The organism is Acinetobacter sp. CAU_H_56, from assembly GCF_058599425.1.
This window is the reverse complement of the sequence record NZ_CM178654.1, coordinates 1,977,617-1,999,071: the sequence shown is the minus strand read 5'-3', so window position 1 is coordinate 1,999,071 and position 21,455 is coordinate 1,977,617. Positions and strand designations below refer to the sequence as shown.

Annotated in this window: 12 protein-coding genes, 1 tRNA gene and 1 pseudogene; 11 read left to right on the top strand and 3 right to left on the bottom strand. The window is 39.3% G+C overall.

What is annotated here, in order from left to right; translation table 11 throughout:
- Nucleotides 1-141 precede the first annotated feature (141 nt).
- From AC4MCC_RS09525 to AC4MCC_RS09490, 8 genes are all read left to right on the top strand, one after another.
- Complete coding sequence (locus tag AC4MCC_RS09525) at nt 142-2,241, top strand: carbon starvation CstA family protein (protein ID WP_419363516.1); 2,100 nt, start codon at nt 142-144, stop codon at nt 2,239-2,241.
- Between the two features lie 10 nt (nt 2,242-2,251).
- On the top strand, nt 2,252-2,554 hold the full coding sequence (locus AC4MCC_RS09520; RefSeq protein ID WP_004782606.1) for a YbdD/YjiX family protein: 303 nt from the start codon (nt 2,252-2,254) through the stop codon (nt 2,552-2,554).
- Between the two features lie 391 nt (nt 2,555-2,945).
- On the top strand, nt 2,946-3,896 hold the full coding sequence (locus AC4MCC_RS09515) for an AAA family ATPase (protein WP_491885195.1): 951 nt from the start codon (nt 2,946-2,948) through the stop codon (nt 3,894-3,896).
- A gap of 12 nt (nt 3,897-3,908) precedes the next feature.
- Entirely contained in the window at nt 3,909-4,814 is a 906-nt protein-coding gene (locus tag AC4MCC_RS09510; protein ID WP_419375312.1) for a DUF58 domain-containing protein, read from the top strand.
- An 11-nt stretch (nt 4,815-4,825) separates the two neighbouring features.
- Nucleotides 4,826-6,823, top strand: a complete 1,998-nt coding sequence (locus AC4MCC_RS09505; RefSeq protein ID WP_419375313.1) for a transglutaminase TgpA family protein — start codon at nt 4,826-4,828, stop codon at nt 6,821-6,823.
- A gap of 47 nt (nt 6,824-6,870) precedes the next feature.
- A tRNA-Val gene (locus AC4MCC_RS09500) sits at nt 6,871-6,947 on the top strand.
- Nucleotides 6,948-7,129: 182 nt separating this feature from the next.
- On the top strand, nt 7,130-8,329 hold the full coding sequence (locus AC4MCC_RS09495) for a tyrosine-type recombinase/integrase (RefSeq protein WP_491885194.1): 1,200 nt from the start codon (nt 7,130-7,132) through the stop codon (nt 8,327-8,329).
- 102 nt (nt 8,330-8,431) lie between these two features.
- Nucleotides 8,432-9,724, top strand: a complete 1,293-nt coding sequence (locus AC4MCC_RS09490) for a tyrosine-type recombinase/integrase (RefSeq protein ID WP_491885193.1) — start codon at nt 8,432-8,434, stop codon at nt 9,722-9,724.
- A 365-nt stretch (nt 9,725-10,089) separates the two neighbouring features.
- Here the strand turns inward: AC4MCC_RS09490 and AC4MCC_RS09485 are convergent, their stop codons facing one another.
- Nucleotides 10,090-13,167: a tyrosine-type recombinase/integrase gene (locus AC4MCC_RS09485; protein ID WP_491885192.1), complete on the bottom strand. Its 3,078-nt coding sequence runs from the start codon at nt 13,165-13,167 to the stop codon at nt 10,090-10,092.
- A gap of 374 nt (nt 13,168-13,541) precedes the next feature.
- Here AC4MCC_RS09485 and AC4MCC_RS09480 point away from each other — a divergent pair, with 374 nt between their 5' ends.
- Nucleotides 13,542-14,129, top strand: a complete 588-nt coding sequence (locus AC4MCC_RS09480; RefSeq protein ID WP_491885191.1) for a hypothetical protein — start codon at nt 13,542-13,544, stop codon at nt 14,127-14,129.
- A gap of 441 nt (nt 14,130-14,570) precedes the next feature.
- Here AC4MCC_RS09480 and AC4MCC_RS09475 read toward each other — a convergent pair whose 3' ends face one another.
- Together AC4MCC_RS09475 and AC4MCC_RS09470 are read right to left on the bottom strand one after the other, a co-directional pair.
- Nucleotides 14,571-16,802: a hypothetical protein gene (locus tag AC4MCC_RS09475; protein WP_491885190.1), complete on the bottom strand. Its 2,232-nt coding sequence runs from the start codon at nt 16,800-16,802 to the stop codon at nt 14,571-14,573.
- Nucleotides 16,795-17,349 carry a hypothetical protein gene (locus AC4MCC_RS09470; protein WP_491885189.1) on the bottom strand — a complete coding sequence of 185 codons (555 nt, stop codon included), beginning with the start codon at nt 17,347-17,349 and terminating at the stop codon, nt 16,795-16,797. The genes AC4MCC_RS09475 and AC4MCC_RS09470 overlap by 8 nt, the downstream gene beginning before the upstream one ends.
- Before the next feature lie 225 nt (nt 17,350-17,574).
- Between AC4MCC_RS09470 and AC4MCC_RS09465 the strand changes: the two are divergent.
- A pseudogene (locus tag AC4MCC_RS09465) lies at nt 17,575-18,303 on the top strand (McrC family protein); the annotation flags it as partial.
- A 276-nt stretch (nt 18,304-18,579) separates the two neighbouring features.
- Complete coding sequence (locus AC4MCC_RS09460; RefSeq protein ID WP_491885188.1) at nt 18,580-21,450, top strand: DEAD/DEAH box helicase; 2,871 nt, start codon at nt 18,580-18,582, stop codon at nt 21,448-21,450.
- Nucleotides 21,451-21,455 lie beyond the last annotated feature (5 nt).

Sequence of the window (21,455 nt, the reverse complement as noted above, 5' to 3'; positions counted from 1 at the left end):
GATGACTAAAATCATCCCTTTTTTTATGCCAAAGTCTTAGAGGAATTCGAAAGGAACAAGCGTAAAGTCGCAAGGGAAAACAGCAGTACCTCGAATAAAAAAATCACGCTGATTTATATGCTTCACAAAATGAGGGATTGAATGGAAACTTTACAACAGAAGTCAACCATGACTTCGAAAATCATCTGGCTCCTGGTAGCCATAGTCGGGGCAGTCTCCTTCGGGATACTTGCACTCAGTCGTGGTGAGCATGTGAATGCAGTCTGGCTGGTACTGGCCGCAGCCTGTGTGTACAGCATCGCTTACCGTTTCTACAGTTTATTTATTGCCAATAAAGTTTTTGAACTGAATGCACGCCGTTTAACACCTGCCCATCGTCTGGGTGATGGTCTGGATTATGTGCCGACCAATAAAAGTGTGTTATTCGGTCACCATTTTGCCGCGATTGCCGGTGCGGGTCCTTTAGTCGGTCCAATCCTTGCAGCGCAGATGGGTTATCTGCCAGGCACGATCTGGCTACTGGTCGGTGTGGTACTGGCAGGTGCGGTACAGGACTTCCTGGTACTGTTTATTTCTACTCGTCGTGACGGTCGTTCACTGGGTGAAATGGCAAAACAGGAACTGGGTACCTTTGCTGGCATTATCGTGATGCTTGGTGCGCTGGGCGTAATGATCATCATCCTTGCAGTATTGGCGCTAGTCGTTGTTAAAGCACTGACTAACAGTCCATGGGGCGTATTCAGTATTGCAGCTACGATTCCGATCGCCATCTTCATGGGGATCTACATGCGATTTATCCGTCCGGGTAAAATTGCAGAAGTTTCGATCATTGGTTTCGTATTGATGATGCTTGGCATTATCTATGGTGAAAACGTTGCACAGCATCCCTACTGGGGACAGCTATTTACCTTAACGGGTACTGAGCTGACTTGGGCACTGATCATTTACGGTTTCATTGCATCGGTATTGCCCGTCTGGTTATTACTTGCGCCGCGTGACTATTTATCTACCTTCCTGAAAATTGGTGTGATTGCCGGTCTGGCGATTGGCATTCTGTTCGCGATGCCGGAAATGAAGTTGCCAGCGATTACCAAATTTGTCGATGGTACAGGCCCAGTATTCGCTGGTTCAATGTTCCCATTCCTGTTTATTACCATTGCCTGCGGTGCGATTTCCGGTTTCCACGCACTGGTTTCTTCAGGTACGACACCGAAACTGGTCAACAACGAACGCGATATCCGGATAATCGGTTATGGCGGTATGTTGATGGAATCATTTGTTGCGATCATGGCTTTGATCTGTGCCGCAATTCTTGATCCAGGTGTGTACTTTGCGATTAACTCACCAGCGGCGCTACTAGGTACCACTGTAGATACTGCGGCTGAAGCAGTGCGTAATCTCGGATTTGTGGTAACACCTGAAGCACTGACATTGCTGGCACAGGAAGTAGGTGAGAACTCGATTCTGTCACGTACGGGTGGTGCACCAACTTTCGCGATTGGTATGGCGCATATCATTACCGAAATCTTTAACAGCCGTGAAATGATGGCTTTCTGGTATCACTTTGCGATTCTGTTCGAAGCCTTATTCATTCTGACAGCGGTAGATGCGGGTACTCGTGCTTGTCGCTTCATGGTTCAGGATACAGTTGGTATCGTGATTCCTGCGGTAAAACAATCTCATAACTTCTTCGGTAATATGCTGGGTACAGCCGTTGCTGTTGCTGGCTGGGGTTTCTTCGTTTATCAAGGCGTCGTTGATCCATTAGGCGGTATTAACAGCTTATGGCCACTGTTCGGTATTGGTAACCAGATTCTGGCTGCAATGGCATTAATTCTGGGTACAGTCATCCTGTTCAAGATGAAGAAAGAGAAATATGTGTGGGTAACAATTGTTCCAACCGTATTCCTGTTTATTACTTCAATGACAGCCGGTTGGCAGAAGATTTTCCATGAAAATCCAAAGATCGGTTTCCTGGCACAGGCAGAGCGTTTCAATACGGCAATTGCGAATAATGAAATTCTGGCACCAGCGAAAACTTTGGCTGAAATGCAGACTGTCGCAATGTCGAATCAGATCAATGCAGCACTTTGTGGTTTCTTTATGATTGTGGCGTTTGTAATGCTATTTGCTGCAATTGGCGTGATCCGTCGTGCCCTGGCGAGCCCTGTACCAACCGTAAATGAAGCAGAAGCAGTGTATCGCGATCCTGAAGACATTCAGCCTGCAAAAGGACATTAAGGAGCAGCGCATGAACTTGAAGTTTGCTAAAGGTGGAAAAGCGGTTATCTATAAAATCATCAAGATGACCGTGATGTCACAAAAAGACTTAATCCTGAACCCGAAAAACTGGTCACGGATTGCGACGTTGTGGCAACGTTTACAGCAGAGTTTCCGCCTAATGGTGGGTGTGCCGGATTATCAGACCTATCTGGCGCATATGAAAAAGCACCATCCTGATCTGGAAGCGATGGACCCTAAAACATTTTATCGTCACTGTGTAGATTCGCGTTATCCATCTGCCGGTGGAGATATGAAGAAGTGTCCATGCTAATGGATGAATAAAATGAGCGCCTTTCGGGGCGCTTTTTTTATGGGCAAATTTTAGGATTCAAACAAGATAAAACAAAATTATGATTTATTTTGACATTGGGAATTTAAATTTTTCAAAGTCTTTATCTCTTAGGTATAAGTTCAAATCTCAAAGGTTTTTAATAGCTTGTTATTTCTAATAAATATGCCAATCAAAATGCAACTTTTCTAAACTTTAATCTTAAAGCTTCAATTGGTTCTTATAGGAAATTTAATCATATAAAATTTCTAAAATTCCTAATTTATTCTGCAGAAATAAAGTCGGCAGATGACTGATCTTTGGGGAATTTTAAAAATCAGTGTATGTTAATCCTACAGCATGTTTTATTAGGGAAAATATTGTGATCTGGGGCATGAAACAAAAAGAAAAGCTGGATATTGCGCACAACAATGAGGAGCTGGAACAGAAGCTGGCTGATTACGCACCCAAGATTCAAAAGTTTTTCCAAGAAATTAATGCCATTGTCCTGGACAAACATGCACAGACCAGATTAGCACTATGCTGTCTGATTGCAGGCGGGCATGTCTTGTTTGAAGATTTACCCGGTTTAGGGAAGACCACTTTGGCAAGTAGTCTAGCCCATCTCGTAGGACTGAAATTTCAGCGGATTCAGTTTACCAATGACATGCTGGCCAGTGATGTCATCGGTATCAATATGTTTAACCAGAAAGAACATCAGTTCGAGTTTAAACAGGGCCCTATTTTTACCCAGATTTTGCTAGCAGATGAAATTAACCGTTCTAGTCCCAAAACTCAGAGTGCCTTGCTGGAAGCGATGGAAGAAGGTTATGCCACTGTTGATGGGATACGCTATGCATTGCCTAAGCCATTTTGGGTAATCGCGACCCAGAACCCGTTATTTCAAAGTGGCACTTATGCCTTGCCTGAATCTCAGCTAGACCGCTTTTTAATGCGTTTGTCTTTAGGTTATCCATCCCGTCATGCTGAAAAACTGTTATTACAGCAAGAATCCCGTTTTGCCTTGATCGCTAGCTTGGCACATGTATTTACTGAAAATGAAGTGCTGGAATTACAGCAGTTGACCCAGCAGATTTTTATCAGTGAAGCGGTTCAGGAATATATGCTAGATCTTGCGGAAGAAACCCGTAAGAAACGCCAAGGCTTATCAACACGAGGTTTGCTGGCGCTTAAACGTGCAGCACAGGCGAATGCCATTATTCAGCAACGTAGCTTTGTAACTCCGGACGATGTACAAGCCGTTTTTGTGGCAGTTGCTGCCCATCGTCTGGGGCTGAGTGATGCAGAAACATTAAATGTGATGCAACAGGTTGCAGTCAGTTAAAGGAGTCCACTCTTGGATAAAACCTGGCAAAACTGGCTGGCGAAACGCTTTCAATTTTCACAGCAAAAACGACTTTCCCAAAAGGATGTACTGGTCTTTATTTATCAGCAGGGTTATCTGTATCTGGTTTTGATTTTTATCACCTTTATTGCTGGTGTGAATTATGCCAATAACCTGATTTTAGGCTTCTGCTTTTTGATTAGTGCAGTGCTATGTGTCAGCTTCTATCTGACCTTTAAACAGTTGCATGATCTGGATATCGAAATGGTTGCTGAAGACGTCGGACAGGTGGGTCATGCGCTCAATTTGCATTTTTATTTTCAGCAAGCCACAGCCCGGCCGCGTTATCTGTATATTAAGGCCGGCAATCAGCTGGAGAAAGTTTATCTGACTGAACAAAAGCAGCATTGGGTGTTGCCATTTTATGCGGAACGTCGCGGTAAATTTGAGTATCCGGTGATTCAGATCTATTCAGTCTATCCTTTTGGTCTGGTTCGAGCCTGGACCTACCTTTATCATCATCAGTTTGCCTGGGTGGCACCCAAAGCTCAAAGCAATACTTCAGCAAACAAGATTTATCAAAATAGCTTTGAACCGGATATGGATGAGTTCCGTGAATTACGTAACTATCAATCTGGAGACTCATTACAGGCGGTTTCCTGGAAGCAGTTTGCACGTGGACAAGGTTTATATGTCAAAGTCTTTGAACAGTATCAGGATGAACATAGCATTGAGATTCATTATGAACATATGCCTAGCCAGTCGCATGAGGAGAAACTGGGCTTAATGATGGGACTGATTGAGCAATGTGAGCAGCAGCAATGTGCATATGCGTTACATTTACCACAGGCAGAATTGCCGCAGGGAGCAGGTGAAGAACAATTGCGTAAGGCCAAACAATTATTGGCTCAGGCATAACGGGTGAATCTATGATTGATGGAAAAATCCGAATTTCGATCGTCTTGACCCTAGGCTTGATCATCCTTGCCCAAGTAGCTTTCATCCCGGTGCTGCTTAGCATTATCTTTGTCATTAGCTTACTGTGTATCTGGATTTTTCTTAAACGGCAAAAGCCATTTCCTAAAATTGGAACTTTTCTACTTACGGCTTTGGCATTAGGCAGTATTTATCTCAGCCACCAAAGTTTTATTGGCGTGGAGGCAGGCGTCGCAGTTCTTTCCACTTTTTTATTTGCCAAATCATTAGAAACAAAAAACCGGCGGGATCTGATTATCCTGTTTAATTTTGCGCTTTTTGTTGCGGCCAGTTCATTTCTATATAGTCAGTCTTTTGGTATGGCTGTTGTGATTATTCTATGCTTATTAAGCTGTCTAATTGGCTTATACCGGATTCAGACCAGTGAGTTTCAGCAGAGTCAGCAATCACCACGTATAGCCTTACAGCAAGATGCTAAATATGTCGGCAGATTTGTGCTTTATGCTCTGCCATTTTTTATTTTGTTATTCATCTTCTTTCCGCGTTTGCCACCGCTTTGGCATATCCCGATTCCAGAAAATAAAGGCGTGACCGGGATCGCAGACAGTATGTCACCGGGAGATATTGCTGAATTATCTCAATCCAATGCTCTAGCTTTCCGGATTATTGGTGATGTGAGTAAACTACCGCCACGTTCAGAGTTATATTGGCGGGCATTAGTTTTAGATGAATATGATGGACAGCGCTGGACCAGTAGCTTTATTAATCAGCAGCCTTTAATCCGTCAGCCTGGAGAAGTTGTTCCAGTATCCACATCAAGGTGGAATTACCAATATCTGGCTGCTGATCCTTCTGTGTTCTGGGTGATGGGCCTGGAAAAATCGATGCCTTTGGAACGCCGTTATTATAACCGTCAGGATTGGAGTATCGTACCAAGGCGTTTAACCCAACGAGTAGAACCGATTCATCTGCAATGGCTGGGTAATCACAATGCTGAAAGTGCTCTACCAGAACAATTTGTTCAGCGTTTGAATACCCAGACTCAAGTCCATTTAGACTCTCAGGCACAACAGCTGGCACAGCGTTTATATCTACGAAGTGGGGAGGATCCGCGACGTTATATCCGAACAGTCTTGAACTGGTATCAGCAAAATCATTTTGTATATACCCTGAAACCAGGCGTACTCGGTAAAAACCGGATTGATGAATTTCTGTTTAAATCCCGGCAGGGTTTTTGTGAACACTATGCTTCCAGTTTTGTGATGCTGATGCGATATGTGGGAATTCCGGCACGTGTGGTTACAGGTTATCAAGGTGGACAATTGGCACCCGATGGGAAAAGTTGGGAGGTTCGTCAGTTGGATGCTCATGCCTGGACAGAAGTCTGGATTGACCAAAGATGGCAGCGTTTTGATCCTACCGCAATGGTAGCCCCGCAACGTATTGATGATGGGATGCAAAATTTAATCTCGCAAGATGAGCGAGTATGGGCAAGTAATTCTGGCTGGACATCACAGCGTAATGTATGGCTGACCAAACTAAGAGTCTGGAGTGATTATGCAAGTTACCAATGGCAAAGTAAGGTCGTGGGCTATAATGCCGAATCTCAACAAGGCTGTTTAGCGAAGCTAGGTCTAAGTTCAGTTTATTCCAGTGTGATCATTCTCATATCCGGTATTGGCATACTTATATTGCTTTATATTTTAAAAATCTATCTTAAAAACCGGCAGTTAAAATCGCCTTTTGATTATTCTATTCAGCAGTTTAATCAGTCTTTGAACAAAGATTTAAAAAGACAATCCACGGAGACTTTTCATCAATGGATGTTAAGGCTATCTCAGCAAGTTCAGGATAAAGATCAGTCTGTATTTTTTGAAGCAATTAGACTATTTGAAAAATCAATTTATTCAGGCAGGGAATTCTCAGACCAAGATTTGAAACAATTCAAAGATTTGCTTAAAACTTGTGCGCATATATTGAAAATTAAATGAAAAGACTTGTCTTAAGATCGAAAAATTTATAATATGCCAAGCATTCTAGGTGTATAGCTCAGTTGGTTAGAGCGCTACGTTGACATCGTAGAGGTCTCCAGTTCGAATCTGGATATACCTACCAAGATCGCGTTATTTTAGCCACTTTTTAGTGCTAAAATTAAGATAAAAAATAAATAAAATCAATAATTTATATCTATTTTTGTATACTTGAAAATTCCCGCAAATTCCCTGAAATTGAAGCATCTTTGTATCATAAATTTTATAACAGTATTCCTGTCCTATTTATGATTCAAGGTGGTTCTTATGTTTCAGAAAAACATTCAAAAACGCCCACTTAGTGAAAAAATTCTAGCGACTTTACACCCCAAAGATCGAGACTATCGTGAACACGATGGCAATGGCTTGTATATTGTGATAGCCCAAAATAATACAAAGTTTTGGCAGTTTCGCTATAAAAATGCTGATGGGAAATGGGCTTGGATCGGGATAGGTACATATCCACAAATCAGTTTGCTCATGGCTCGGCATAAAGCACATGAATATAGAGAGGCCCTGGCTAAAGGTGAAGATTTAAAAGCACTGAAAAGATTGCACAAACAGCAAAATAAAAAAGAAACTTTATATTTTCAAAATCTCATGTGTGATTGGCTGAATATTAAGGTCAAGCAATGGGGGGAAGTCACCTATAACAAAGCTGAAAAATCGATCTATAAACATCTTATTCCCGCTTTTGGTGGACGAGACTATGTCGATATTTCTGCAAAAGAGTGGTTTGAATTCTTTCAAGGTCTGCAACGTAATTTAGGTATCCATACACAAGTTGAGAAGCTCGTGGCGTATGTGCGCTCTTGTTATGATTGGGCAAAATTTCAAGGCAAAATAAATTCCAATCCCATTGACGGAATGATGAAGTATCTAGATCGCCGTCACAATAATAATATGCGGTTTATTGAAATTGAGGAAATGCCAGTTTTATTGGAAAGAATCCGAACTTGTAAACCACGTGCGATTGGAATTGGTTTGGAATTAATGATTCTACTTTTTCCCCGTCCAAGTGAATTACGCTTTGCACGTTGGGAACATTTTGATTTACAAAAAGCATTATGGACAAAACCTGCCGAAACTACTAAAACACGTCAACTGCATCAAGTACCACTTTCGCATCAAGCCATTCAATTATTAAAAGAGTTGAAAGAAATTCAGCCTGAATCCGACTATTTATTCCCAGGTCGTGGAACGTTACACCAACCGATCAGTAATATGACCTTTAATACCAACTTAAATAAGCTTGGTTATGAAGGGCGACAGCATCCGCACGGGTTTCGACATCTAGCTAGTACAGTGATGAATGAAATGTTTAGTCATAAAGGACAAGTGATTGAAGCATGTCTTGCACATAAGAAAAAAGGGGTAAAAGCGATATATGACAAAGCTCAACATTTGGATGAACGTAGAGTTTTGATGCAATGGTGGTCAGATTTTGTGAACCAATTAGAAGCTTAATAAAAAAATTAGCATTTTTTTCTCCGTTTTATAGGTTTGGGGATGGGATTTTTTTTCTTGTGATATTTCTCGCGGTATATGAATAAGAACGAGATTAATCTCATGAATAGAAATTCAATAACTGCAGTAACAAAAAGAAATGATACTTTGCTCATGTCGCTTGAGAGTGAGCAGAAAGATTACCGATTGCTTGTTCAAGACAAACTGTACCTCTATGTTCAAAAGACAGGCAAAAAATATTGGCAAATCAGATCTAAAAAAGCAGACGGTAAATGGAGTTGGTTCGGTCTAGGGGTATTTCCAACGATAAATATGAAACAAGCAATTCAGTTGGCGAACGAGTTTACTTATCAATGTGAGGTGGGTAATTTTCCTTTTGGAAAAAATACTCAATCTAATAAATATAAACTGCGTACCTTAATGGACAGCTGGTTGAATGTATCAAAAGGAAAATGGGGTAAAAAATACAATAAATCAGTAGTCAATGCAGTTAAAAAGCATGTGTATCCTGTATTTGGCGAACGTGATTTCAGAAGTATTACATCTCAGGAGTGGTCAACTTTTTTTCTAGGCTTGATTGAAAATCATTTAATGTCAGTCAGGGAGAAACTGTATGGTTATGTTAATTCTGCCTATAGATGGGCGGCAATCCAATATAATTTACAGGCAAATCCTTTGCCAGCAATCAACGAATTTCTTCCTAAATATAAAAGAAGGGAACATGAACATATTGATATTAGCGAACTAGATCAGTTCTTAAAGGATATTCGTGCTTATCCCGTTCAGGATGTCAGTATTGGATTAGAGTTAGTTTTATTGTTATTTCCTAGACATGGAGAAATGCGCCAAGCGAAATGGGAACAATTTAACTTAGAAAAAAAATATTGGATCAAACCAAAAGAGATTATGAAAAATGGAAAAGCACATAAAGTATATTTATCCCACCAAGCTGTCACATTACTTAAAAGATTGAAAGCGATTCAAGAACCTTCAATATATTTATTTCCAAAGCGAGGAAATGTGAATGATCATATGAGTGAGGGGCGATTTACAACGGCGCTAGAAAAAATGGGGTATAAGGATCGAATGACTGTACACGGTGTAAGGTATCTTGCAAGCACCACATTAAACAATGCTTTTAGTAGTAAGTGGCAAGTTATTGAAGCAACTTTGTCCCATAAAAAAGGAGGAGTGAAAGGGGTTTATGATAAAGCAGACCATTTTGATGAGTCAGCTGAAATAATGCAGTGGTGGGCTGATTATATTAATAATCCGAGTATAAAGAGAAAGAGTAAAACTAAAATACGCAAAGCATATGGCGTCTATAAAACATCTAGAGTATATAAAGGACCTAAAGTATCTGAAAAACCTAGTCTTTCAATATCTAGCGTATGAATAAAAAAAAGCCCCTTTAAATAGGGGCTTTTTTTAGCCGAAAAGAAAGTTTGGCACTATTTTTCGGAAAGAGGATTTAACCTCGTCAAAAGTTAAACTAGGGGATTCATCGAATAAGTTTTCGATCCATAAATATAGTGAGCGATGATCGCTATATGAACTGTCAAAACCCAAATATTTTCCTAGATGATATTCATCCTGGATTCCATACTCATGAATCAGTTGAATTAATATTTTACGTATTTCTTGATCTTTAAACATAAGGTTAACCCTTTATTTTTATTTACATCTCTTTTTTAATATAGAAGTTATGTTGATTCAATTGAGATATGTAACTGAAGTTTAATGATAAATTTAATTCTAGCTCATGAATTAAAAAGACTAAAATTAAATACAGATAAAATAATAATGATGTACTTAAGAAAACACAGTGATTTATTATTTTTTTGAGATTTTAAATAAATCCGGAAGGATTTTTTAAATTTTCCGGGTATTAAATTCTGTGTTTGGAATTGATTGATCCATGGAAACTGAGCTAAATCTTTGTCTTGAAATGAATTGGGATATTCACATGCCCAATACTGTTTTGGGAAGAGTGGATAAAATACCGCTAAAAATGTCTCGAGTTGATTAATGTCTTTAAGAAAAAATATTAATCCTGATTCTGTAGTATTGGATTTATAAATAAATATCCTTAATGCTTTTATAAAGTCTTGATCATCCTTGGAATAATCCGAAAGCTGTTTACAAAAAGTAGACATTAAGCGCTTTTCTTCCTTAGTTTCAATACACGGTAAGATCCGACCACTGTTGCTTGGATCAAGCAGAAAGCGTGATTTGCCTTTTTGGTTCTTGATATTTTGTATCTGAGCAGTGTTGGCCTTACATTGCTGAATCAATTTTATTGGTAAATGCAATTTGCTAGCGATATAGTCCAGATCATCAAAGCGCTCACAATGCCGAATTAGTGTAACGGCCATTGGCATCGACAAATGAGATTGTTCTGTCCCCGGATAATATTTTTCGTTACACAGATCATGGCTAGGCGTTTTAGACGGCTTAGTTTTACGAGACTTTTGAATTGAGCGTTGTGCTTGAATCTGTTCTGGTGACAAGCTTCGCCTCAGCTGCGCACTTAAATCACTTAAACGGATCTCTGGAGATAAGGATTTGAGATCGATCTCCGGATTGATGGTTTTAATAGTGTTCCTAGGGAGCACAGGATCATATTGGCACAGTTGATCACCTGCCATGATAAAGGCCAAATGAATATAACTCTTAAAGGTTTCTCTTGGCGCGATATGACCCAGTAAATGGGAAAGCGTATACCAAAGATCTTGCGCTGTACTGGAACGGATCAGATGATCTCGAATCCGGCAGTAATCTTCCTCCGTATAATCTGTAAAAACGTTCACCATGCGGTAGGGCATGTTAAGCACCAGCGCTAAATAATTGCTAGTCGTATGCCTTAAGCTATGAAAAGAATAACGTGCACTGGGCAAGACGCTATTGATCACATCAGAGAAGATCTGACTGACCCAATGAGCGGTGAGACGTTCCTCACTATTGCGCAGTGTAAACAAATAATCATTTTGAGCTGAACTCACACGTCTGCTGAGGCAGTAGTGTTGGAAGGCTTGATATTCATCCGGTTTCAGTAAAATAGAGGCAGGCAGATTGCGTTCAGCACTGTCGGTTTTTAAATGATGCTCCTGTTGTTTAGATCGGTAGGGTCTGATCCAAATTGAAGTGCAAGCCGGCCCTTCGATATCTTTCACTCTCAGCCCTAAAATTTCATTGATCCGCATGCCCGTGCGAAATGCGAGTGTAAAAATGATTGACAGCATCTCAGCTTCATCTTCGTTGAAATGGCTCTGATGCATATAGGTTGGTATGTGCTCAAGTACAGCGCAAAAGGTCTGTGCGGAAATGATCTGTGTTTTGGGATGCGAGGTGGTATGTACATCATCAAACACAGGAAAATTATCTGATTGAAATAAAACTTTTTGAAAATGATGAAAACGTCTGAGTAGGTCCAATTTTTGAGCGGAGGACTTTTGCTTTTCCGCCATGATCTTGCTGTAAATGTCCTCAAGATGACTGTTGAAATCATGATCTTCTTGATAAGCATAGCTATGAAATAACCATGCTTCGGCAAACTTGGCATAGTAGCTATAGATGGAGGAGTGGCGCAGTTTCTGTTGATAGCTTAAATATTTGAGCCACGCCTCTGCATCTAAATCAAAGCGCTGACTGAGCTGTTCGACTTGCGCTGTACTCGGTTGGAACAAGCTGATCAGCCATAAGAAAATTCGGAGAGCAGGCTCAGATAAGCTCGTGTGTTGTTGCTGTAGATACTCGAGCAGTTCTTCAAGGCAGTGCTGATGGGTGCGAATGGTCTTGAGTAAATATTTATGCAGTTTTTTGATACTCGCAATAGCATCTTGATCGAGCATAAGGTGTGTACTTCGATCTATCCGCTGAGGTTGTAGGTTTATGGCTAAAGCCTTGGACTGAAGACGTGGTGTAGAGAAAAGTACAGGTTTCATGAAATGTTGAAATGCATCCAAACTCAATCCACAGGTTTCATTAGTTTCCTCTAGACATCGAGTTAAAGCCGGATCTAAAGCCACATTCTTCAATTGCATCCAGTGACAGCTTGCACAGGCGAGTAATTTTGAAATATCGCTGGCTTGGGTCGATAACTCCATTTTCGATAATACTAAATTCAGATAGCTGGATACTGGCATTTGCAGAGAGGATGACTGTTTAAAAAAGCGAGACAGCCATAATTGCGTGATACGGTCTAAGACCAAGGTTCGGGATTTACGTAGTGGCGCTTCGGGGTGATACAGATCCCCATAGCTTGGTGATAATGGCTCTAGAAAAACAAGATGTAAATCAAGTGTGGGAATACGATGAATCGTGAGCCCTTGTTGAAGCTGTTCAAAGAAAGCATCAAGGGTGTTTTGTGTTGAGATCCCTGCAAACAAAATACTGGAAAGTAGCACATTGCCAATCACTTCATCTTTTGAAAACTGCGTGGTGGTATCCCAATAGCGTCGAAGTTTGTCATGGAGGATATGTATATGGTGAGAGCGCTGTAACCATTCTCGGTCAAACACCATTTGATCTCGTTCAATGCTGATAAATTGCCGTGTAGGAAGTTCCAACTCCAGCGAATAATTTCGATTAAACAACGTAATCTGCTTTCGATAACAGTGATAGAGCATCTTCTTATATCGAACTGAGGAAGCCTCACGCTCAATCGCATCTTCGAGTTTTTTAAATAGGCTCACATGCTGATTAGTTTGATAGGCCTCATAAAGAATGCCTAGTGGTAAATGGGTTTGGATAAAACTTTGAGCACGCCACATTTCTTTTTGACGAGTGGCTTTACGTGCTGTGCTACGACGCTCACTGGCGAAGGCTGTGTTTTTCATAGAAGGAGCTTTTTATTTTTATTCTTCCTCTATGATAAATCTGCAAGGCTAGATTTCACCGAAGGTTCAAAAACTTGGGAATAAAGTTGAGGGTTATTGTTGAAATAATACTGTTTTTACCTATGGATTATGTGGATAATAAAATATAGGTTTTAATTTAAGTTTTGATCGGAAATAAATTTTAAGAATTGAAATCTGGCAGGTTTTAGGTTGGATTGTATTTTTCTAAAGTCAATTTCTTATCCATAAATGTGGTTAATAATTAGCTATTTCGGGCTTGGCTGTTACTAACTCTGACATGAAGGTTAAACTAGTGCTTTTAGGATTGCATGTGAAGCCGTGTTCTATTGAGACTTAAATATAAGGAAATAAATTTGGGATCTTGTTTTACTAATTTTTCTACACACGCATTTGATCGTTTAAGTGAACGTACTTCTTTTACTCAGGAACAACTCGTTTTCTGGCTTGATCATGAGATGTATTTTAATTTAGGGAACAAACCTGGGATTCCTAAACAGCATCTTCTGTTCTATAGCCCTATAGATGAAGAGTATTTTGTGGCGATTAGAGATGAGCAGACTGGTACAGTTGTAACAGTATTACCTTTAAAATATCATCAGCGTTTAGCATGGGAAGTGAGCGAATACGATAAAAGTAGAGCAAGGGAGAAAATCTCAGTTCTCGAATTTAGCCGAAAAGCATGTCTAGATGCCAATAAAACATTACGTGTCTCAGTAACTTTTTTAGATATTTCTGGGTGTAGAAGAACAAAATCAATATTAAAATTACCTATTGGTGGGTTTGGGTTTGATATAGATCAAATTAAAAATGATAAAAGTTTAAAAGTTATGTTAAAAAATGGAATTGTAGATATTTCATATAGTGTATTAATTGGATTTTCATTTCGTTTAGGTAAGTCTGGTCATCCTATATTTTTAGATTTAAAAGACTTAAATTGGTAAGTAATTTTTAGATTAATACATGAATATACAATGATTTTGTAGTTAATGGCTAGGCAAAAATTCTTCTAGATAAATTAGTAGCCAATAAAATTGAAGCTCATTTGAATTTCATTTATTTAATCTTTATATACATGATTGAGAGTGAAGCCATAGTAGAGAAATGTACTTAGACTATATCATTTGATAGGTGTATTTATGTTAAACATACTAAATCATCTATAAGGTATGCTTAAATTTAGATGAAATTTTCCAATTTTGAGTAAAACTAACACATTTTTTATTACATCACAAATTTTTCCTAAGTATATGTTTTATTTGTAAATATAAGTTTCACGTGAAACTTAAAATAAATAAGTACAGCGCAAAGTTCAGTATTTGAAATTGCTGCTTTTTGATCATTTGGTAAATTTAGATGTACACAGGAAAATCTTCTGATTTCATTTAAACTTTCTCATTTTTGTCACACATGCCATCAATTTGAAAAAAATCCCTCATTTCATCGAGGGTCTTTGCCAATGTGCGGTAAGTATTCAGCGCAAGACTCGAATAATGATTGCCCAGTTCTTGTTGATTTCGTTCATGGCCAAACAATGCAAGAATCAAGGGTTCTTCTGTTTTTCCTGTCAAATACGCCCGTGTGGTATGCCGAAGCCAATTGGCTTGTTCAAGCTGCATGCCTTCCGTAAATTGCGACACGATTGCAGGACTTAAGCTTTGCCATTGATCATCAATAAAAACTGACAGCAAGGGACGTTTGCTCTCAAAGATCTCTTCAATATGCTGAGTGCTATTCTCGATCTCAGCTTCTAAACTCACTGTATTTTGTCTTAAATATTGCAAGAAGCTTTTTAATTCACGTTTGAGAAAATCACATAATGGCAGGAGTCGCCCATCATCATGCCGACCGTGGATTTCTTTATCTGATACCCATAACCATCCCTGCGTTAAATCAACATCTTTTAACAATCCCGGAAAGTCCTTCACCGGTCGTGCAGCGGTAAAAAGTAGCAGAATATGCCACATCCAAATATTGTAATGGTTATAGGTGGCAATAGCGTCAAAGTGATGTTGAGCTTGAATCACCTGTGCATACAAATAAGCAAAAATACTCGTCACCGTCTTGGCTGTTGGGGCTTTTAAACTGCCAAAATTTAATCCCTGATCTTCGACTTTGATCTGTAGAGCTTTCATCATGTTGGCTGAGAGATGCTGAACGACGTCAACATATTCATGCTGTAAACGATACACCGGATAGGAGCAATAGGAGATCGAGCAGGAACGATTGGCATCGATGCCGGTCAGAATATCTGCCAATTGCGCATTGCCGGTCGTATGGTAAATATGGGCATGGAGTAAGGTACTGAGTTTCTTACTCGTGAGCGAAGGGATATAAAGTGCTTTACGACATTGTTGTAAAGCCTGAGTAATATCGGCTTGTTCCAATATGGGTTTATGCTTTAGTCCTCGAATAAGGACATTAGCAAGAGGTAAATCAAAATCCGTGATTTGATTGTGCAATGCATCTTTATGTGGAAAGTGCATTGGATCAAATAAAGTAAATTTGGACCGTAGGACGTACCTATCTTCAATTTGAATGAGACGCTGACGTTGATTTAAACGAGAGATCGTTGGGCTTTGTACCTTGAGCCATTCTTCCGTGGAATTGCCTGTAAGGAAACTGAGTAAAATAATGAGATAGGCTTTGTTCTTCAATTGCGCTGTACTGTATTGGTTCCAACAATGTGAGATCAATAAGCGAATTGATTCCAGATCAGGATAATGATTACTACTAGCAAAGCGATGTTGGAGCCGAATCATATGTTGTTGCATCAATTGAACCGACTTGCTTTGTAGCACCTTAGACTGTTTACACAGTGGTGATACAGCTTCAGTTTCAATCTGTGCATGTTGGATCTCTTGATGATCTGCCAATAGTTCATATTGTAGAGATCGAGTTGTGGAGGATGTTGGCAATTCCTGTACCATCAATAGATGATCTGAATCATCTAGAGGGTAGAGTTCCAGCTTTTTTTGCGCACTATGGTTATGTCCTGCCTTTTTCGGACTTGCATTCAATACATATTGATAAGCACGTCTGAGATCTCGGATCAGATTAAATTGAAAGGTGGTTAAAGTACCAGAGTGTTCTAATGCACTGAGCTGTTGAATAAATTCCTCAAGGCGGATCTGCGTCTGTGGCAATTGCTCCCATAACCATAAATATAACTTGTCATATTTAGAGAGCTTTTTGCCTTGTTCGGATTTAAATAAGGCTTGTGAAGCCAAACGCAAGCGCGTCACTAATATAATCATCGTGTTCTTATGTTCATCTGAGCGACGACCAATATGATGTAAGGCGACTAAGGCATGTAGGATGTTCACTGCCCATTGATAAGCAATATGGTCGGGTTTAACATCTTTTAAGGCATACAAATAACTGCTGATCGGTGCTTGAGTTAGATGAGGTGCCTCATCAAGTAGATGCAGGTCTAATTTTTCCCATGACACGTTGTCACAATATACAAATGGTAAAAGAGAAGCCAAGAGCTCTGTGTTTAAATCATCAATCGAAGGTGTTTGGCAAAGAAAATGTGCACCCATATATTGGAAGGTTTCGAGTACATCTTCTGCAACCAATAATGATCTCATTTTCAATCGCATCATCTCACTCATGTTCAGCCCTCCACAGCATGGAGGAATCCAAATCATCATGTTGCAATGCTTCGCATTTGGCTTGCAGCGCAGACCATTTCAATTTAAATGCTTGATCAATATGCGATTGACGATAATTTAATTGGTTGCGTGTACAACCAAGAAACTGTGCCAACAGGTGCATGGACATGTTGGTATGAGGTTTGTCGTATAGACGACAGTTCTGATCATAAATAAAGGTTTTGCTCAGATGTTGATTCAGCAAAGACAATAATCTGTTGGGATAGATCTGATTGATCTCAATTTTAGAATGCAACAACATCGAAATAAATGCTTGTGTCATTTGAAAATGGAGCGCTTCGACGCTCAATTTTTCACTTTGATTGCCTATTTTCTTTTTTACAGCGTGAAATAACTTGAGTTGTGGATGGATCCCAAATAGGGAGGGCATTGCATGATGGACTTCATGAAGGCAGAGCTGAATACCCTTATTGATTTTAGCAATGGCAAGGGCTTTTTCCTTAGACAACTGCTGCACTTGGTCTGAAGCTGATTTTTTTGTTTTCATCGTTGTTTTATTCTTTTTATTCGATAGCTCAATTGTAAAGCTAAAAATAAAGCTTTGACTGCTTGTTCAAAAACTAGGGAATAAGGTGGCGGGTTTTTGTTGAAAAGTTGGTGTTTTTATAATGCTCTGAGCACAGATTACTTATGATCGAAAGAATTTAATTCAATGAAATATATGAATTTTAAGAAGCTAAAATCTGATGGGTTTTGAGTCATATTGTATTTTTATGAAGTCAATCGTCCTGAGAACCGTCTGATTCGTACAGCATTGGAAGTCGTGTGTAAAAAGACCAAAGATGCGAACAATTGGAAGCTTGCTCAAGAGCTACGGTTGATGACCACTGAAATACCGTCAAGTCAAAAGATTCAGCAGGATTTTAGACAATGGCAGTCAGGGCGTTTACTTGCGTTATATGCTGAGATTAAGCCTTGGACGGAATTAATCTTAGGCGAATACATGCCTGTATCTACACAAGATGAATGGCGTGGCATGAGTCTATTATTCCCGATGGAAAAGCTCTTTGAACACTTTGTAGCGTATCATTTGCGCCGTGGATTGCCTGAATATCAGGTCAAAACACAGCATTCAACCGAACATATTTGTGAGCATCAACAGAGTAAGATCTTTAAGTTGAAGCCCGATATTTTTATTGATCGTTCCCAAACGAATGCAAAAAATATTGTGATGGATACCAAGTGGAAACTGATAGATCAGAATGACCGTGGTGGACGGTATGGCTTAAAAGACAGTGATATTCAGCAGATGTTTGCTTACAGTCACTACTACTTACAACAAGAAAGTGAAGTGATATTGGTGTATCCGTATCGAGCAGGAAAGTTTGATCGACCTTTGGATGATTTTGGTTTTAGGCATACACATGGGGCAAAGCTTAGGGTGGTGCCTTTTAATTTAGATGAGCCACACTGTTTTCAAATTATGGATAATGATTGTTAGATAAGCTTATAACACTGTATCCAATTTTCTGTATTTTATTTTTATGACGAGCTATGCCAAGCGCTTCATTTTTGTACAGGCATGCTTTGTCGTTTGGTAGCTATTTAGTTAGTATAAGCCTATATTTTTTAAAATCTTATTTAACATACTTTGAGCTATAATGGTAGCCTGAGTAATGTGATTCATACAAAGTGAGGGCTTTGTATAGAGGCATTTATGGCAAAGTTATAAATGGAATAAAGATTAAAACCATTATTGAATGATTGAGATAAGAACATGACGGGGAAATTTGCGCCTGGAGCTCGTGTAGAGATTCGTGACGAAGAGTGGGTAATCCGACGCGTGGACCCGACGATGAATCATGGTGATCAACTTACATGTGAAGGAATATCAGAGCTTGTCCGTGGTAAAGAAGCCATTTTCCTGACTAAGTTCGAAGACAAAATTCAAATTTTAGATCCTAAGCTCACCAAATTGGTTCAGGATAAAAGTCCGCAATTTTCTCAAAGTTTATTATTTATTGAAAGTCAGCTACGCCAGTCCACGCCCAATGATTTAAAAATTCACATTGCCAAAGAAGCAGCAATGGATGTGGTTGAATATCAATTGGTTCCCACATATCAAGCCTTGAAACAGCCTCGTCAGCGTATATTAATTGCGGATGCGGTTGGTTTAGGCAAAACGCTTGAAGCAGGTATTTTAGTCACAGAGCTCATTCAGCGTGGTCGTGGTAAACGCATTTTAGTTTTGACCTTAAAAAGTATGATGACCCAATTCCAAAAAGAATTTTGGAATCGTTTTTCAATCCCGTTAATGCGTCTAGATTCAAATGGCTTACAACGTGTACGTGGGCGCATCCCAACGAATCACAATCCATTCTATTACTACGATAAGTCAATTATCTCAATCGACACGCTTAAACAAGACAATGAGTTTAAGTCCTACTTAGACAAAGCCTATTGGGACATCATTGTCATTGATGAAGTACATAACGTGGCTGACAGAGGAACAAGTTCACAGCGTACTGAACTTGCTCAGTTATTAGCACGTAAATCTGACACTTTAATCATGCTTTCAGCAACACCACATGATGGTAAAGCCAAAAGCTTTGCAAGCTTAATGAATATGCTTGATCCAACAGCTATTCCAGATCCGAATAACTATGAGAAAGCTGATTTTGCAGATAAAGGGCTTGTAGTACGCCGTTTCAAACATGACATTAAAGATCAGGTCAAAACTGAATTTAAGGACCGTAAGGTCTTTTCTTTAAAGCATCAAGCTTCAGCTCTAGAAGAGTTGGCTTATGACGCTTTGCTTAAAGTGCCATTTACCATTAAAGGTCAATACAACAGTGATAAGCCTGGACAATTAGTTCGAATTGGCTTGCAGAAAGCACTGTTTTCATCCCCAGCAGCTTGTTTGAAGTCTGTTGAACAACGGATCAAAACACTTACTGCTAAAAATGAATTGCTTACACCAGATGTAGAACAAGAACTCGACCATCTTCAAGACTTGAAAGCTTGTCTAGAGCCAATCGATTCAGTAGCGTTTACAAAATACACCAAGCTTATTGAATTACTTAAAAGCTCTGAATTTAGTTGGGATAAACGTAACACGGATGATCGTATCGTTATTTTCTCTGAACGTATTGAAACACTGAATTTTTTAGAAAGTGTTTTAAGCCGTGATTTAGGTCTAAATAAAGATCAAATTCAGCAATTGCATGGGGGGATGGATGATATTACCCAACAAGAAATTGTTGAAAAATTTAGTAAGCGTGAAGAAAAGGTCCGAGTATTACTGTGCTCTGATGTAGCGAGTGAGGGGATTAACCTCCATCATTTATCTCATCGCTTAGTACATTTTGATTTGCCATGGTCATTGATGGTATTCCAACAACGTAATGGTCGTGTAGATCGTTATGGTCAAACCCAAGAGCCAGAGATTTATTATTTGATTACGGAAAGTAGTAATGAAACGATCCGTGGCGATGTACGTATTTTAGAAATCTTGCAAGAAAAGGATGATCAAGCCTATAAAAATATTGGCGACCCAGCGACCTTCCTAGATGTTTATGATGTATCAGAAGAAGAAAAGTTAGTTGCTGAGGCTATGCTCACTATGCAGGCTGATGAATTTGATGCTCAATATACGCCAGAAAACGAACATAATGAAGGCGATGACATTTTAGCTGACTTCTTTAGCTCACTTGATGATGAGCCTCTTATCGAGGTACAACCACAGGAAGTAAAGGACAATTTTAAGATATTTGAATGTGAATATGAGTTTGCCAAAAGAGCATTGTCATATCTCAACAAAGACCAGCGACGTATTGCTGTCGAGTTTGAGGATGCAGTTAAAAAAATAAAATTAACTGCGCCTGAGGATCTAAAACAAAAATTTAAAGCATATCCTCCTGAAATTTATCCAGAGTATGGAAATTTTATTCTTACTGAAGATAAAGAAAATTATATGGAAGTGGTGAAGGCTTCTCGTAATGAAGAGAACTCTTGGCCAAAAGAACACTATTTATGGAAACGTCATCCTGTTGCTGAATGGCTCCAAGAGCGTATGTTGGGCAACACAGGACGTAATGAAGCTTTAGTGATTGGTTTGAATACTCAAATCGAGAAAGATGAAGCAATTTTCTTAGTATCAGCACTGATACCTAACCGTAAAGCGCATCCTGTGATTTGGGAATGGTATGCCGTACATACTAAAGCAAATCAGGTTACTAAAATTGAGTCATTACAAGACATGTTGAATGTCTATGGTCCAATCCTTAAAAATGCACCGAATACGGGTGCACCAGTGGATTTAGATGCTTTGCAAAATTTACGCTCTGCCGTTGTGGATGGGGTGACTCAAGAAGTGCTCAAGAAGAAAGTCAGTTTTGATGAAGAGATGCAGCCCAAGCTTGCTGAACAACTTGAAAAATTAAGTGCTTTAAAAGGTAAACAAGAACAACAGTTATATCTTGATTTCGATCAAGGACTCGAGTCTGTTGCTAAAACCAAAAAAGAAGCGAAGCAACGTTATATCGATCAAGTGTTTAATGAATACGAAGTCTGGATTAAAGATACTTGGCAGACAGAAAATTCACCTTATATTCAATTAATTGCCGTTATTGCAGCAACTCAAAACTAAGGATA

Bases quoted from the DNA above. Each gene is read 5' to 3' on its own strand.
- AC4MCC_RS09475 (WP_491885190.1), bottom strand. From the start codon at position 16,802: ATGAGTGAGATGATGCGATTGAAAATGAGATCATTATTGGTTGCAGAA.
- AC4MCC_RS09520 (WP_004782606.1), top strand. From the start codon at position 2,252: ATGAACTTGAAGTTTGCTAAAGGTGGAAAAGCGGTTATCTATAAAATC.
- AC4MCC_RS09505 (WP_419375313.1), top strand. From the start codon at position 4,826: ATGATTGATGGAAAAATCCGAATTTCGATCGTCTTGACCCTAGGCTTG.
- AC4MCC_RS09525 (WP_419363516.1), top strand. From the start codon at position 142: ATGGAAACTTTACAACAGAAGTCAACCATGACTTCGAAAATCATCTGG.
- AC4MCC_RS09515 (WP_491885195.1), top strand. From the start codon at position 2,946: ATGAAACAAAAAGAAAAGCTGGATATTGCGCACAACAATGAGGAGCTG.
- AC4MCC_RS09485 (WP_491885192.1), bottom strand. From the start codon at position 13,167: ATGAAAAACACAGCCTTCGCCAGTGAGCGTCGTAGCACAGCACGTAAA.
- AC4MCC_RS09470 (WP_491885189.1), bottom strand. From the start codon at position 17,349: ATGAAAACAAAAAAATCAGCTTCAGACCAAGTGCAGCAGTTGTCTAAG.
- AC4MCC_RS09490 (WP_491885193.1), top strand. From the start codon at position 8,432: ATGAATAGAAATTCAATAACTGCAGTAACAAAAAGAAATGATACTTTG.
- AC4MCC_RS09495 (WP_491885194.1), top strand. From the start codon at position 7,130: ATGTTTCAGAAAAACATTCAAAAACGCCCACTTAGTGAAAAAATTCTA.
- AC4MCC_RS09460 (WP_491885188.1), top strand. From the start codon at position 18,580: ATGACGGGGAAATTTGCGCCTGGAGCTCGTGTAGAGATTCGTGACGAA.